The organism is Thiofilum sp. (assembly GCF_016711335.1).
GTDB lineage: Bacteria > Pseudomonadota > Gammaproteobacteria > Thiotrichales > Thiotrichaceae > Thiofilum.
This window is the reverse complement of record NZ_JADJTF010000001.1, coordinates 2,716,616-2,731,007: the sequence shown is the minus strand read 5'-3', so window position 1 is coordinate 2,731,007 and position 14,392 is coordinate 2,716,616. Positions and strand designations below refer to the sequence as shown.

General features: G+C 45.3%; 10 protein-coding genes. 8 read left to right on the top strand and 2 right to left on the bottom strand.

Annotation, left to right across the window (positions count from 1 at the left end; genetic code table 11):
* Positions 1-55 precede the first annotated feature (55 nt).
* The gene (gene lolA, locus IPL34_RS13075; protein WP_296841890.1) at positions 56-685 is read right to left on the bottom strand and encodes an outer membrane lipoprotein chaperone LolA; all 630 of its coding nucleotides are present in this window, start codon (positions 683-685) and stop codon (positions 56-58) included.
* Between the two features lie 8 nt (positions 686-693).
* Complete coding sequence (locus tag IPL34_RS13070; RefSeq protein ID WP_296841889.1) at positions 694-3,378, bottom strand: DNA translocase FtsK; 2,685 nt, start codon at positions 3,376-3,378, stop codon at positions 694-696.
* 222 nt (positions 3,379-3,600) lie between these two features.
* On the opposite strand from IPL34_RS13070, the gene trxB reads away from it, so the two are divergent.
* The 8 genes from trxB (at position 3,601) to IPL34_RS13030 (ending at position 14,381) form a co-directional block, all read left to right on the top strand.
* Positions 3,601-4,557 carry a thioredoxin-disulfide reductase gene (gene trxB / locus IPL34_RS13065; RefSeq protein ID WP_296841888.1) on the top strand — a complete coding sequence of 319 codons (957 nt, stop codon included), beginning with the start codon at positions 3,601-3,603 and terminating at the stop codon, positions 4,555-4,557.
* Between the two features lie 76 nt (positions 4,558-4,633).
* On the top strand, positions 4,634-5,377 hold the full coding sequence (gene aat / locus IPL34_RS13060) for a leucyl/phenylalanyl-tRNA--protein transferase (RefSeq protein ID WP_296841887.1): 744 nt from the start codon (positions 4,634-4,636) through the stop codon (positions 5,375-5,377).
* Between the two features lie 76 nt (positions 5,378-5,453).
* Positions 5,454-7,037, top strand: a complete 1,584-nt coding sequence (purH, locus tag IPL34_RS13055) for a bifunctional phosphoribosylaminoimidazolecarboxamide formyltransferase/IMP cyclohydrolase (protein WP_296841886.1) — start codon at positions 5,454-5,456, stop codon at positions 7,035-7,037.
* 22 nt (positions 7,038-7,059) lie between these two features.
* Complete coding sequence (locus IPL34_RS13050; protein WP_296841885.1) at positions 7,060-10,392, top strand: DEAD/DEAH box helicase; 3,333 nt, start codon at positions 7,060-7,062, stop codon at positions 10,390-10,392.
* Entirely contained in the window at positions 10,392-11,126 is a 735-nt protein-coding gene (locus tag IPL34_RS13045; RefSeq protein ID WP_296841884.1) for a methyltransferase, read from the top strand. Before IPL34_RS13050 ends, IPL34_RS13045 begins: the two co-directional genes overlap by 1 nt.
* A 234-nt stretch (positions 11,127-11,360) precedes the next feature.
* Positions 11,361-13,112 (top strand): NAD(P)H-dependent oxidoreductase subunit E, encoded by a 1,752-nt coding sequence (locus IPL34_RS13040; RefSeq protein WP_296841883.1) that lies wholly within the window; start codon positions 11,361-11,363, stop codon positions 13,110-13,112.
* On the top strand, positions 13,109-13,849 hold the full coding sequence (locus tag IPL34_RS13035) for a 2Fe-2S iron-sulfur cluster-binding protein (RefSeq protein ID WP_296841882.1): 741 nt from the start codon (positions 13,109-13,111) through the stop codon (positions 13,847-13,849). The genes IPL34_RS13040 and IPL34_RS13035 overlap by 4 nt, the downstream gene beginning before the upstream one ends.
* Entirely contained in the window at positions 13,842-14,381 is a 540-nt protein-coding gene (locus IPL34_RS13030) for an NADP oxidoreductase (RefSeq protein ID WP_296841881.1), read from the top strand. The genes IPL34_RS13035 and IPL34_RS13030 overlap by 8 nt, the downstream gene beginning before the upstream one ends.
* Positions 14,382-14,392: the final 11 nt, after the last annotated feature.

Below are 14,392 nucleotides of genomic sequence, written 5' to 3'. Positions count from 1 at the left end.
TTCGGCTAAGGGCTGATAATTAAGCGTACTCACTTAATGACTAGCTAAGCGCTCATTAAGAAGGTTTACCAATAACATCGACGCCTGCTGGAGGAGTGAATTGGAAACGATTGGCGGGAATAGCGGGATTCAGACTCATTCCATTGAAACGAATCTTCGTTTCTTGGCCAAACTTATCTCTTAGTACCATCTCCTGAATACCACGGTCACTGACTCCCAAATCCATAGCAGTGAAATCGGAATCACGCCGATGCGGAATCAGATTAAACCAAGCCATACCGCCTGATGGTTCTAACTCAGTGACGCGAAACTGTTTTTCCACAGGTTGCTTATTGAGCAATAAACCAACGGGAGCAGCCGATAATGCTTGCGACATTGGTTTAACGGTTACTTGATCTAACTCAACATCATGCACCCACACGTTTTTGCCATCGGCTACAATACGATGAGCTTCTGGAGCACGATACTCCCAACTGAATTTTCCCGGACGGCTTAAAAACACATTACCTTGTGATTTTTGGCGTAATTTACCACCATCGTCATACACTTCTTGGGTAAACTGCGCTTGCATGGTGTTTACTTGAGTAAAGAAATTGTCCAAAGTAGTACGATCTGCCGCAGAAACTGCCCAACTACTCACAGCTAAACTCAATCCAGCCAATGTTTGTAATAGAATTTTTTTCATTAATAACCTCAATCATTTACGGGTGGAGGGGCGAGTACATCACGCGTTCCATTGGCTAACACCGGACTCACGACTCCTGCGGCCTCCATATCTTCAATCATACGCGCGGCACGGTTATAACCCACCTTTAAGCGTCGTTGTAAGTAAGAAATAGAAGCGCGACGGGATTCTGTCACCACAGCAACGGCCTCATCATATAATGGATCAGCTTCTTCGCCCTGCTCCCCTAAATCAGCACCTGAGCCTTCGGCTAAAGTACTAACATCCTCTAAGACCCCCTCAATATAGTCCGGTTCCATTTGCTGCTTGAGGAATGTTGCCACTTCCTCTACCTCGTGGTCTGTGACTAATGCACCATGTACCCGCTGCGGCATGGAAATCCCCGGAGGCATATACAGCATATCACCATACCCTAATAATTGCTCAGCGCCCCCTTGATCTAAGATAGTGCGCGAATCAATTTTGGTCGATACCTGAAACGCGATACGCGTGGGAATATTAGCTTTAATCAAGCCAGTAATGACATCCACGGAGGGGCGTTGGGTGGCTAAAATAAGGTGAATCCCTGAAGCCCGCGCTTTTTGAGCTAAACGTGCAATCAGCTCCTCCACCTTTTTACCCACCACCATCATCATATCGGCAAACTCATCGACTACCACGACAATAAAAGGCAGAGTAGTTAAAGGCTTAGGATGAGTATCGAGCGATTTAGTGGGGTCAAATAAAGGATCGGGAATTTGCTCACCACGCTCTTGGGCTTCAATAATTTTGGCGTTATAGCCTGCAATATTACGCACTTTGAGCTTAGCCATGAGCATATAGCGCCGCTCCATTTCAGCGACACACCAACGCAAGGCATTAGCAGCCTCTTTCATGTCCGTGACTACAGGGGCTAATAAATGCGGAATATTTTCGTAACTACTTAATTCCAGCATTTTGGGGTCAATCATAATCAAGCGCACTTGCTCAGGGGTCGCTTTATATAACAGACTCAAAAGCATAGCATTGACGGCGACCGACTTACCCGAACCCGTTGTACCCGCGACTAATAAATGCGGCATACGCCCTAAGTCTGCAACTATCGGAACGCCCGATATATCCTTACCTAAAGCTAGTGTTAAAGGGGAACGACTATGATTATAAACATCCGATGCTAGCATCTCGCTAATGGTGACTACATCACGCTTTTCATTGGGAATCTCAACCCCAATCGTTGGACGCCCCGGAATGACTTCCACTACCCGTACACTAGACACACATAAATTACGCGCTAGATCATTGGCTAGTCCTGACACTTTACTGGCTTTCGTGCCATCCGGTAATTGCAATTCAAAACGTGTAATCACAGGTCCCGGATCACTCGCCACCACCTCCACATCTCTTAGCCCATAGTGGCTTAAAGACACGACTAATTGCTCTGCCATACGCTTTAAGCTTTCTTTGCTTTGGGTCACACGTTCACGGGCAGGTGGAGGCGGATTGAGTAAGTTTAATGGCGGCAATACTAATTTATCCGCACTAGCGACTGGCTTGGGTAATTCACGCGGACGGCGCTTTACTTGTCCTACCTCTTCCACCACTAAAGTAGTGGGAGCACTCGGAGCAAGCGGTACTGGCTCAGGTGTAGGGGAAGCTGTTGCAGAAGTAGGTACCGCATGCGCGGCTTGGTTCTGTGCTGCGGTTGAAGCCCTTAAAAAATTGGGGTCGGGCGGCTGTAACTCCTGTGTTCTCAGCACACTCTCTGAGCCACGACCCAATTCTTCGTTACGCTTCGTGTCCTTAAATAAAGGGTCATGCTCATCATCATAGCCAGCCGTATCTAAAGGGTTTTTACGTCTTAGACTAGGAAACGCACGGCTACGACTGGCGGTCTGATCGCTAGGACGCCCTTTTTGCCCCCAGCGATTCATCCAACCTGACACTACACCACTGGCTTGTTTAGTACTGTTTTTAATCCAGTCTTGTGTGGTGGCAAATAATGAAGTATCGACGCGTTGTCCGGTACGGGTTGGGTTATGACCATATTCAGGAGGGCTTTGAACGCCAGCAGTCACGGGGGTATTAGGGGTAGCAAAACGGGCGGATAATTTGCCAAACATTTTAATCACCCAGTCACCTACCTTTTCTGTGACTTCACCCCATTGAATATCGGTGACTAGCGTAATCCCCACTAAAAATAAAGCCGCTAAGAGTAAGACCGAACCATGAAAACCGAAAAAGGTTTTCTCTACCAAAAAGCCCGCAATCACCGAGCCAAATATACCGCCCCCAATCCCTTGAGGATAAGGCGTAAATAAAATATGCGCCAACGCACTCCCAGTTAAGCCTGTTAAAATCGCGCCCCCAATCGTCACGGCGGTATTCACCCCTCCATTATTGTCTGGGGTATTAGGCGTAGTGGGTTTGGGTTTATCTTTAAACGCATTTAAGCCAAAAAATAAAATACCAGCGGGTAACAGATAACCAAAATAGCCTAATAAGCCAAAGATTAAATCTGCCAGCCACGCACCTTTACAACCAATGAGATTACCACAGCCGCCTTCGTGGGTAGCGTCGCGATGAAAAGCCCCCGGATCTAATGGGTTATAACTAATCAACATCAGCAGTAGCATTAAGGCAATGCCCACCGATAAAATAATACTAGCCTGCTGTAAACTAGCGCGTTTTTGTGCATTGAGTTTGGCTTTACTCAAAGTAGAGTTCCTTATTCCGTTCTAGTTAGTGTCCAACGCTGCCTGTCAGATTCACTGAAGGATAAAAGATCTACTCAACCTCTATCCCTCCAGACATTCGCCCCACGAGTCAAGACTATTCTTTACCCCAATGTCCTACTTCGCATAGGATTGCTCAAACTCTCCCATAGCGCATACACTTATGCTCAATATTGATGGGAATTTAGTACAAAGGAGTAACTCTTGAACCGTCCTAATCATCACCGTTTACTTATTTTAGGCTCTGGCCCTGCTGGTTATACCGCAGCAGTCTATGCGGCGCGTGCCAACCTCAAACCCGTACTGATCACTGGCATGGCACAAGGTGGTCAATTGATGACCACAACTGAGGTGGATAATTGGCCGGGTGACCATCAAGGTGTACAAGGCCCTGAGTTAATGGAGCGCATGAAACAACATGCCGAGCGTTTTAACACCGAGATCATTTTTGATCATATCAAAGAAGTTAACCTACAGGAACGCCCATTTACCCTTATAGGAGATAGTACTTCTTATACCTGTGACGCTTTAATTATCTCTACCGGAGCCTCGGCGATGTACCTAGGGCTACCCTCAGAAGAAAAATTCATGGGTCGTGGCGTATCTGCCTGTGCTACCTGCGACGGCTTTTTCTACCGCAAACAAAAAGTAGCGGTCATTGGTGGAGGTAATACCGCTGTAGAAGAAGCGCTTTATCTCTCTAATATCGCCTCAGAAGTGATTTTGGTTCATCGCCGCGACAAACTCAAAGCGGAAAAAATTATGCAAGATCATTTATTTGAAAAAGAACGCACTGGTAATATTAAAATTCTCTGGAATCATACGCTAGATGAAGTCCTAGGGGATAAATCAGGTGTGACTGGCATGCGCGTCAAAAGTACTCTCGATGGTAGCACCCAAGATATTGCTTTAATGGGTATTTTCGTGGCGATTGGTCATCACCCTAATACCGAAATTTTCCAAAATCAATTAGAGATGGAAAATGGCTATATTAAAGTCAAAGGTGGCGCTCAAGGTAATGCCACCCAAACCAGTATTGAAGGTGTGTTTGCGGCGGGTGATGTGATGGATCATGTGTACCGCCAAGCCATTACCTCAGCCGGAACAGGATGCATGGCAGCACTGGATGCTGAGAAATATTTAGACCAATTAGGTCAATAGGCACGTAGGGGCAGACCTTTGTGTCTGCCCCTACCTATACATGTATCGGTATCAAGCTATTTAGGGATGAGTCTATATGGTACAAGAGCTTAGCTTAACTCGGTTGAATCCCCGTCGCTCTGATGAGCCTTTTCCACCCGTTGAGTTAGCTTGGACTGATCCTAATGGTTTAATTGCCGTAGGAGGCGATTTAAGCCCTACCCGTTTATTAAATGCTTACCATAGCGGTATTTTTCCGTGGTTTAGTGGGGATGAGCCGATTTATTGGTGGAGTCCTGACCCACGCGGCGTGTTGTTTCCCGACCGTATTCATTTAACCCGTAGTCTGCGCAAATCGATTCGCAATAAAGGCTATATCCTTACTATTGATCAAGCCTTTGCCTCGGTAGTATTGGGTTGCTCTTTACCTAGACGCTATTCCCATGACACTTGGATTACTGCGGCTATGCAAAAAGCCTATGGGCGTCTGTATCAAATGGGGTTAGCGCATTCTTTTGAGGTGTGGAATCCACAGGGCGAATTAGTGGGTGGATTATACGGAGTGGTAACAGGTGGGATATTTAATGGCGAATCAATGTTTAGTACTGAGCCAGATACCTCAAAAATTGCATTAACTGCGCTTTGCTATTCGGTACAACGCTGGGGATTTAAGCTCATTGATTGTCAAATGCCTAATCCTTATTTATTGAGTATGGGCGCTGAAACGATGCCACGAGCAGATTATATTCACTATTTACAAGCCTGTCGTAATATCCCACCTAAAGCCACTTGGCAAATTGAGTTTGACAATGAAATGCTAGCTAATTGGCAACCAAAGTAAAACCCTACTCCCATAAACTTTACCCTACCATCTGAAGCATAAACCCGCTAAAATCCCGCATTTTTGGGAATGTGGCATGTCCTCAGTTAGTGCTTGCAAGGTGACACGAGCGCTCCTCAGTGTCTCAGACAAATCGGGTGTTTTAGAACTCGCGCAACAACTCCATGCGCAAGGCGTTGAAATCCTATCTACAGGTGGTACAGCGAAATTACTGGCTGATAATCAAATACCTGTTATTGAAGTCTCTCACTACACAGGCTTCCCTGAAATGATGGATGGTCGGGTCAAAACCCTGCACCCCAAAATTCACGGCGGCATTTTAGCGCGGCGCGGTCAAGATGATGCGGTGATGAATGAACAGGGCATTGGGCGCATTGACCTGATTGTGGTTAATCTCTACCCCTTTGAAGCAACAACCAGCAAACCGAATTGCTCATGGGACGATGCGATTGAAAACATCGACATTGGCGGCCCTGCAATGGTACGTGCTAGTGCTAAAAATCATGCGCATGTGACGATTGTGGTTAACCCCAGTGACTACGCTCAAGTGCTGAACGATATGCAACAAAACGACGGCTGCATTACCCCGCAAACTCGTCTAGAGCTAGCTGTCAAAGCGTTTGAACACACCGCTCGCTACGATGGCATGATTGCTAACTATTTAGGTGCACGCGTACAAGGTGGTACTCACGATCAACCGCTGAATTTCCCCGCCACTTTCAATCTCCAAGTGGTGAAAAAGCAAGAACTACGCTATGGGGAAAATGCGCACCAATCCGCCGCGTTCTATGTAGAGCCTAATGCTCCTAAGGGCACGATTGCCTCCGCCACTCAATTACAAGGCAAAGAACTGTCTTATAATAATATTGCTGATACCGATGCCGCCTTGGAGTGTGTGAAACAATTTAGCGCTCCCGCTTGTGTGATTGTTAAACATGCTAATCCTTGTGGTGTTGCGGTCGGTCATACTATTTTAGAGGCTTATAATCGTGCCTATAGTACTGATCCTGAGTCAGCTTTTGGCGGGATTATTGCATTTAACCAACTACTTGATGCTGAAACGGCTAAGACTATTGTTGAGCGTCAATTTGTGGAAGTGATTATTGCGCCGGGCGTTAGCGCTGAAGCACAAACCATTGTCACTAGCAAAAAGAATGTACGCCTGCTCACGGTAGAACAGTGGGAAGCTCAGCCTAAACCTTGGCTGGATTTCAAACGCGTGAATGGTGGTTTATTAGTGCAAAGCGCGGATATGGCACTCTTAGAAGGTTTAACTGTGGTGACTGAGCGCCAGCCGACCGCAGAAGAATTACGTGATTTAGAGTTTGCTTGGAAAATCGCCAAGTTTGTTAAGTCTAACGCCATTGTTTATGCCCATAATGCCATGACCATTGGGGTAGGAGCCGGACAAATGAGTCGGGTTAATTCAGCCCGTATTGCAGCGATTAAAGCTGAGCAAGCGAGTTTAACCGTGACCGGTTCGGTCATGGCTTCTGATGCATTCTTCCCGTTCCGTGATGGGATTGATAATGCAGCCGCAGCGGGTATTAAAGCAGTGATTCAACCCGGAGGCTCCATGCGTGACGCGGAGGTAATCGCTGCGGCTAATGAACATGGTATGGCAATGGTTTTCACGGGTATGCGCCATTTCCGCCACTAATGAGAAGAATTGACACGTCCTTATGCTAAAGCCTGAACATATTCGTATTTTGAAACTCGCCGGATTCCCACCGGAAGGTATTTTGATTAGTTATGATCTCAACTCGATTCGGCGCGGTTCTAATTATTTTCAGGAAGGACGAGTGCAACTCATACGTCATGCCAGTACAGAAGACTCGATTGCGATTGAGACTTCTGTAACAGGTACAGACACTTATCAAACTAATACCCTGATTGATCGTACTACTTATAATGTACGCAATACCTGCTCCTGTCCTGTAGGGGGGCAATGTAAGCATGGCGTAGCTTCGGTACTAGAATATGCTCAAGCCGTGGCACACCAATCGGTGATTGCCACTGCCCGTTCTCAATCCACCAATGAAGTTCAGCGTTGGCTCAATGAATTAGAACAAAGTGCCTCCCAAGATGATCCAGACCTTAAAGAAGCACTACTTTCGGCCTCCGATATTATTTATCTACTGAGCTACAATGGAGCTAAACAACGTCGCCTTACGGTCGAACCACGCCGTGCTAATCAATTAAAACGCGGTGGTTATGGGCAACATTATCGTATTGAATATACGGAGATTTTAAGTCGCTGGGCGCGTCCTAGTTATCGCTTTAGCGAGATGGATAGAGATATTTTGCAAATGATTGTGCCGCGTGATCATGTGCAAGCGCAACCGATTGAACTTACCGGACAATTAGGGCGTATGGCACTGGATTTAATGACCAAAACCGAGCGCTTATTTTGGCATTCCACTGATCATCCTCCCCTGCATTTCGACACTCCACGCCAAGCTCATTTAGCATGGATTAAAAACGGTAAACACTCGCGCCTGACCCTACAAGTCGAACCGGATATCAGCGATTTTTTCCAGTTAGAACGCCTATTTTATGTTGATACTGAGCGTAGTAGTTATGGCTTATTAGAGCATCCCACACTGACGGTTAATCAGCTCTTACAACTCTTAAAAGCGCCCCCTATTCCTGATTTAGAAGCCGAACGCGTTAGCCAAAAACTTCTACAAGCTATCCCTCAAGGCGATATTCCACTCCCAGCCAATAAAGTGCAATCCACCATTATTGATGTGTCGATGACTGAACCGATTGCCGATGTCATTCTAAGGGCGGTGCAACTCCCTGAACTGAATAAAACGGTGCATGTGGCGAGTTTACGTTTTGATTATGGAGGGCATTTAGTCCAGCCAGAGGAAATGGCTAAGATCACTATTGTTAAACAAAACCAGCAACGTTATCGCATTCATCATAATCTTGAATGGGAGGATGCGATCACTAATACCTTGTTTGAAATTGGCTTTGATCTACCAGATGCTTGGTATGAGTCCCTAGAGCTATATGATCTAGTGATGGACAATGACAACCCCCAACAAGCGGCTACGAATTGGGAGCGTCTACTACAAATTCATATTCCCCAACTGACTGAAACCGGATTATGGCGCTTTACCATTGATGACAGCTTTGTGCTGCGTTTTGACGATGTTGACCATTGGGAAGCTGAAGTCTATGACAGCGCCCCTACTAATGCGTGGTTTGATGTCAGCATGGGCTTTGAAATTGATGGGCAACGCATTGATTTATTACCCTTATTGATTGACCTATTGGAGCAAAGTCCTAATCCTTTAGCGCTCAAATTAAAACTCCAATCCGATCCTCATATTCTAGTACCTATTAATGACCATCATTGGGTGCGTTTAGAGTCTAAGCGCTTAATCACCGTGTTTGACACCTTAATTGAGCTATATGATCATTCGGCGTTAGGGGCGGATGGACGCTTACGGCTCAATAAGTTTCAAAGTGCCGCGTTTAATGAGTTTCTCAATGACCCCTTTATGCAATGGAAGGGGGCCGAGGATATTCAAAAACTCGCCCAGCGTTTAAGCGATTTTTCAGGTATTGCCCCTGTGCCGCCGCCTGAAGGCTTACAAGCCACACTGCGCCCTTACCAACAACAAGGTTTAAATTGGCTGCAATTTTTACGCGAGTTTCAGTTTAACGGAGTGCTCGCCGATGATATGGGCTTGGGTAAAACATTACAGGCACTAGCGCATTTATTAGTCGAGCAACACCGCCTACCCGATGCACATCCTAGTTTGATTGTAGCCCCGACCAGTTTAATGAGTAATTGGCGCCGCGAGACCGAGCGTTTTACCCCCAGCCTTAAAGTATTAGTATTACATGGCAGCGAGCGTCATCAGCATTTTGAGGAATTAAAAGAGTATCATCTGATCCTAACTACCTATCCCTTGATTGTGCGCGATGAAGCACTGTATGCGGAGTGCCAATTCCATTACCTGATTTTAGATGAAGCTCAAGTAATTAAAAATGCTAAATCTAAAACCGCTCAAGCTATTTTTAATCTTAAATCCCAGCATCGTTTGTGTTTAACTGGAACACCGATGGAAAATCATTTAAGTGAACTATGGTCATTATTCCATTTCCTCATGCCGGGGTTTTTAGGCAATCATGATCAATTCGGGCGTTTATTCCGTACTCCGATTGAAAAGCATCAAGATTTAGCTCGTCAACAACAATTACGCCAACGTATTCAGCCCTTTATGCTAAGACGCACTAAAGCCTTAGTCGCCAGTGAATTACCCGCTAAAACTGAAATGATTCGCACCGTCGCTTTAGAGGGTAAACAACGCGATTTATATGAAACCGTGCGCTTGGCGATGGATAAAAAAGTACGCGATGAAATCAGTCAAAAAGGTTTAGCCCGTAGTCATATTATGATCTTGGATGCTTTACTGAAACTGCGCCAAATTTGTTGCGACCCGCGTTTAATTAAATTAGAAAAAGCACAAAACCTAAAACAATCCGCCAAACTAGAACTATTAATGGCTATGCTCCCCGAAATGGTAGAAGAAGGGCGTAAGATTTTATTATTTTCCCAATTTACTTCTATGTTGAGCTTAATTGAGGCAGAACTCATTAGCGCTAATATTCGCTTTACTAAGCTCACGGGGCAAACACGTAAGCGCGAGGAAGTAATTAGCGAGTTTCAGGACGGTGATGCCAGTGTCTTTTTAATTAGCCTCAAAGCGGGGGGCACGGGACTTAATCTCACGGCGGCGGATACAGTCATTCATTATGACCCGTGGTGGAATCCTGCGGCTGAAAATCAAGCCACAGATCGCGCTTATCGTTTGGGTCAAGATAAGCCTGTATTCGTTTATAAACTGATCACCGAAGAAACGGTAGAAGAAAAAATTCTACGTTTACAACAACGTAAGCAAGCCTTAGCCGACGGTATTTATTCCGGTAAAGTAGCGGATAGCAGTGAGTTAAGCGCGGAAGATTTACTCGATTTACTCAAACCCTTAGGTGAGTAATGCAAGTATTAGATTCACGCACTGATGAATGGGGCATAATCACCGTCAAAGACGATGGGGTTTATCGCGTTTTATCCTTCGGGGCGGGTGATGAGCAAAGCCGCCTTTTAAAACACGAAGCGCATGTTTTACAGCATGAATATACTCAAGCCATGCTATTGGTGCTGCTATTTAAAACACCCGCACGAGTCTTATTATTAGGTTTAGGCGCAGGCTGTTTAGCGACGGCTTTGCACTATCAGTTTAAAGGTGTGCATATTACTGCGGTAGAATTAAGAGCCGCCGTTATTGAATTAGCCACTCAATACTTTCAATTACCCTATAGCAAACGTATGCAAACTATTCAGGGCGATGCCAATAGTTGGTTAGAAACAGGTTTGGAACGTAAAGTCGATATTATTTTTACTGATTTATATCAAGCTCAAGGCGCAGATCAGAATCAATTCCAGCAAGCTTTTATTGATAATTGTGTGAAACAATTAAAAATAGATGGCTGGCTAGTGATTAATGCATGGACAGAGCATCAAGCTACTACCACTATTCTAACTCGATTAAAAGCTTATTTCCCTGATATTAGAACTATTAGTACCTCTAGCCATAATTGGATTATTATTGCGGGTAGAATAGCTAATAGCGATACTAAACAAGTACTAAAACAAAAAGCTAATGAACTCTCAAAGAGTCTAGGTTTTTCCCTGCATAATCATTTAAATCGATTAACTAGCATAAACTAAATATACTAGCTACCAATCAATTCTTTATAACCTACTTATTTAATCAGAAAATATATTAGCTCATTATTCATTACTTATTAACTCTTTGCAAATTACCGGCTGGTGCTATAATAAACTTATTAAACCACTATAACCTATTTAATTACTAGGTTTTTGGAGTCTTGCCCCTTTAATAACTGTTACTCTGTATATCACTAATAAATTCATAGCGTAAAACCACCTTAGGCTAATTTCATGAATGTTAAAAAACCTGAAGCGCCTAGCTCTAATAGGCCGCATTTGCTTGCATGTCTGCACCAATTACAACATCAATTTCGCCATATCCCCGTTAACCAAATTGCACCTTTAGCTCAAACACTCGAACTACCCATTGCACAAGTTCAATCCGTCATTGATTTTTATTCGTTTTTTACCCGCACTCCGCGTGGTCACTACCATCTGCTCTTTAGTAATTGCACTAGCTGCGGTGATTTGCAGCTTATGCGCGAATTGTGTGCTTTGCTCAAGGTACAACAAGGCATTACGCGTACCGATGGCTTAGTGAGTATTGATGAAACCGCATGCATTGGTATGTGCGATCAAGGCCCTGCTTTATTAGTCAATGATCAAGTGATCACCCACCTAAGCTCAGAGCGCCTACACGCTATCGCGCATTTGATTGAGGCTCATACGCCTGTAGATGACTGGCCTAGTGACTACTTTGTGATTCAATCCAATATCCGCCGTACTGGATTATTGCTGCAAACCCCCTTAGCTCAAGGAGCAGGTTTAACAGCTGCCTTGGCTCAAGAAAGCGAGGCATTGATTCATACCATTAAGCAATCGGGGCTACGCGGACGCGGGGGAGCAGGTTTCACGACCGGGCTAAAATGGGAGTTTTGCCGCCAAGCTCAAGGTACAGCGCACTATGTGGTGTGTAATGCGGATGAGGGTGAACCCGGAACCTTTAAAGATCGTATTTTACTCAGCGATCATGCCCACGAACTGTTTGAGGGTATGACAGTAGCAGGCTATGCGATCGGTGCGCACCAAGGCTATTTATATTTACGTGGTGAATATCGTTATTTAGTGCCCCACTTAGAATCCATATTAGCTGAGCGTCACGAGCAGCATCTATTAGGTCAAACGATCTTAGGGCAAGGTGATTTTCATTTTGAGATTGAGATTATAGTCGGTGCGGGGGCTTATATTTGTGGCGAGGAATCCGCTCTTTTAGAGTCCTTGGAACAAAAACGTGGTGTGCCGCGTGTGCGTCCGCCCTTCCCTGTTACTCATGGTTATTTAGAACAACCTACGGTCGTTAATAACGTAGAGACGCTGGTGGCGGCGGCTCATATTGCCGCTCAAGGTGCTGCGTGGTTTAAAGCGCAAGGTACTGAAAAATCAGCAGGCTCTAAATTATTAAGTATTAGTGGTGACTGTAAAACAGCTGGCATTTATGAATACCCGTTTGGTGTGACCTTGCAGCACGTACTGGATGATTGTGGTGCTATCGATGCTGAAGCGGTGCAAGTGGGGGGACCATCAGGTACTTTAGTGAGTAAAGCGGATTTTGCTCGCACCCTTGCCTTTGAGGATTTAGCTACGGGGGGTTCGATCATGATTTATGGCGCACACCAAGATTTATTAAAGGTGGTGCGTAATTTTACCCATTTCTTTGCACATGAAAGCTGTGGCTTTTGCACGCCTTGCCGTGTGGGTACACCATTATTACGCAAATACTTAGATAAAATCGCGGCGGGACATGGTACGGCTTATGATCGTGAGGAAATGGCACGCTTGGCAAAATTGGTTAAAAAGCGTTCGCATTGTGGTCTAGGTCAAACTGCTGCTAATCCGATTTTAGATCTATTGCAACACTTCCCAGAGGTGTGTGAAAAACGGCTAATGCTGAAAGACTATGAACCCTTCTTTGACTTAGATGCCGCATTAGAAACTACGCGCCAATTAAGTCACCGTAATGACGCGGAGGCACATTTAGCATGAATCCTGCTTTAGCAAACACCCTGACGATTGATGGGCAAGTAATACCCTTCACTCAAGGGCAAACCATTATGGATGCCGCTTTAGCAGCCGGTATTTATATCCCACATCTCTGTCATAAACCCGGTTTGACACCACACGGTAGCTGCAAATTATGCACCGTAGACATTGAAGGTCGTAATGTATCGGCGTGTACTTATCCCGCCAGTGCCGGAATGCAAGTGGCTAATAATACCCCTGCTCTCAATGAAGTGCGTAAAACCTTAATACAAATGCTCTTTGTGGAAGGTAATCATCTTTGCCCCACTTGTGACAAAACTGGAGATTGCACCTTACAAGCCTTGGGTTATCACTTGGGTATGCTCGATGGTCACTTTCCACCGTTTTATCCGTTGCGCGAAGTGGATGCCTCGCACCCTGATTTTATTCTAGATCGAGATCGTTGCATTATGTGCGCTCTGTGTGTAAGGGCTAGCCAAGAGGTCGACGGCAAAAATGTATTTGCTTTAAGTGGACGCGGTGCTAATAACCATGTGATTGTGAACTCACCCTCTGGAAAATTGGGCGACAGTGATTTAACCCAAGATGACCTAGCAGCCCATATCTGTCCGGTAGGAGCGATTTTGCCGAAAAATCAGGGGCACGAAGTTCCGATTGGGCGACGTACCTTTGATTTGCACACCGTAGCAGAGTCTGATCTTGCTGTAGCCCTGATGAAAACGGAGCACCACGATGACTAATAAAATTCGTATCGCCACTACCTCACTGGCGGGTTGTTTTGGTTGCCATATGTCGTTTTTGGATATGGATGAACGCTTAGTCAACTTATTGGAACACGTTGAATTGGATCGCTCCCCTTTGACTGATATTAAGCATTGCGAGCCTTGTGATATTGGCTTAGTTGAGGGGGGATTATGCAATGCTGAAAATGTGCATGTGCTGCGTGAATTTCGTAATAACTGCAAAATCCTGATTGCAGTAGGCGCGTGTGCGATTAATGGCGGTGTCCCTGCTATGCGCAATCATTACGATGTGCAGGAGTGCTTGGAAGAGGCTTATCTCAATGGGGTAGGCGTCGATAACCCTATGATCCCTAATGATCCTGAGTTGCCCTTATTATTGTCTAAGGTGCATCCTTTACATGAAGTGGTGCGTGTGGACTATTACCTCCCCGGCTGCCCACCTGCGGGTGATGCGTTCTTTACTATTTTGAGCGACTTACTCGCTGGACGTGAACCCTCATTGCCTAAAGCCCTGTTGCACTACGATTAAGGATAGCGATT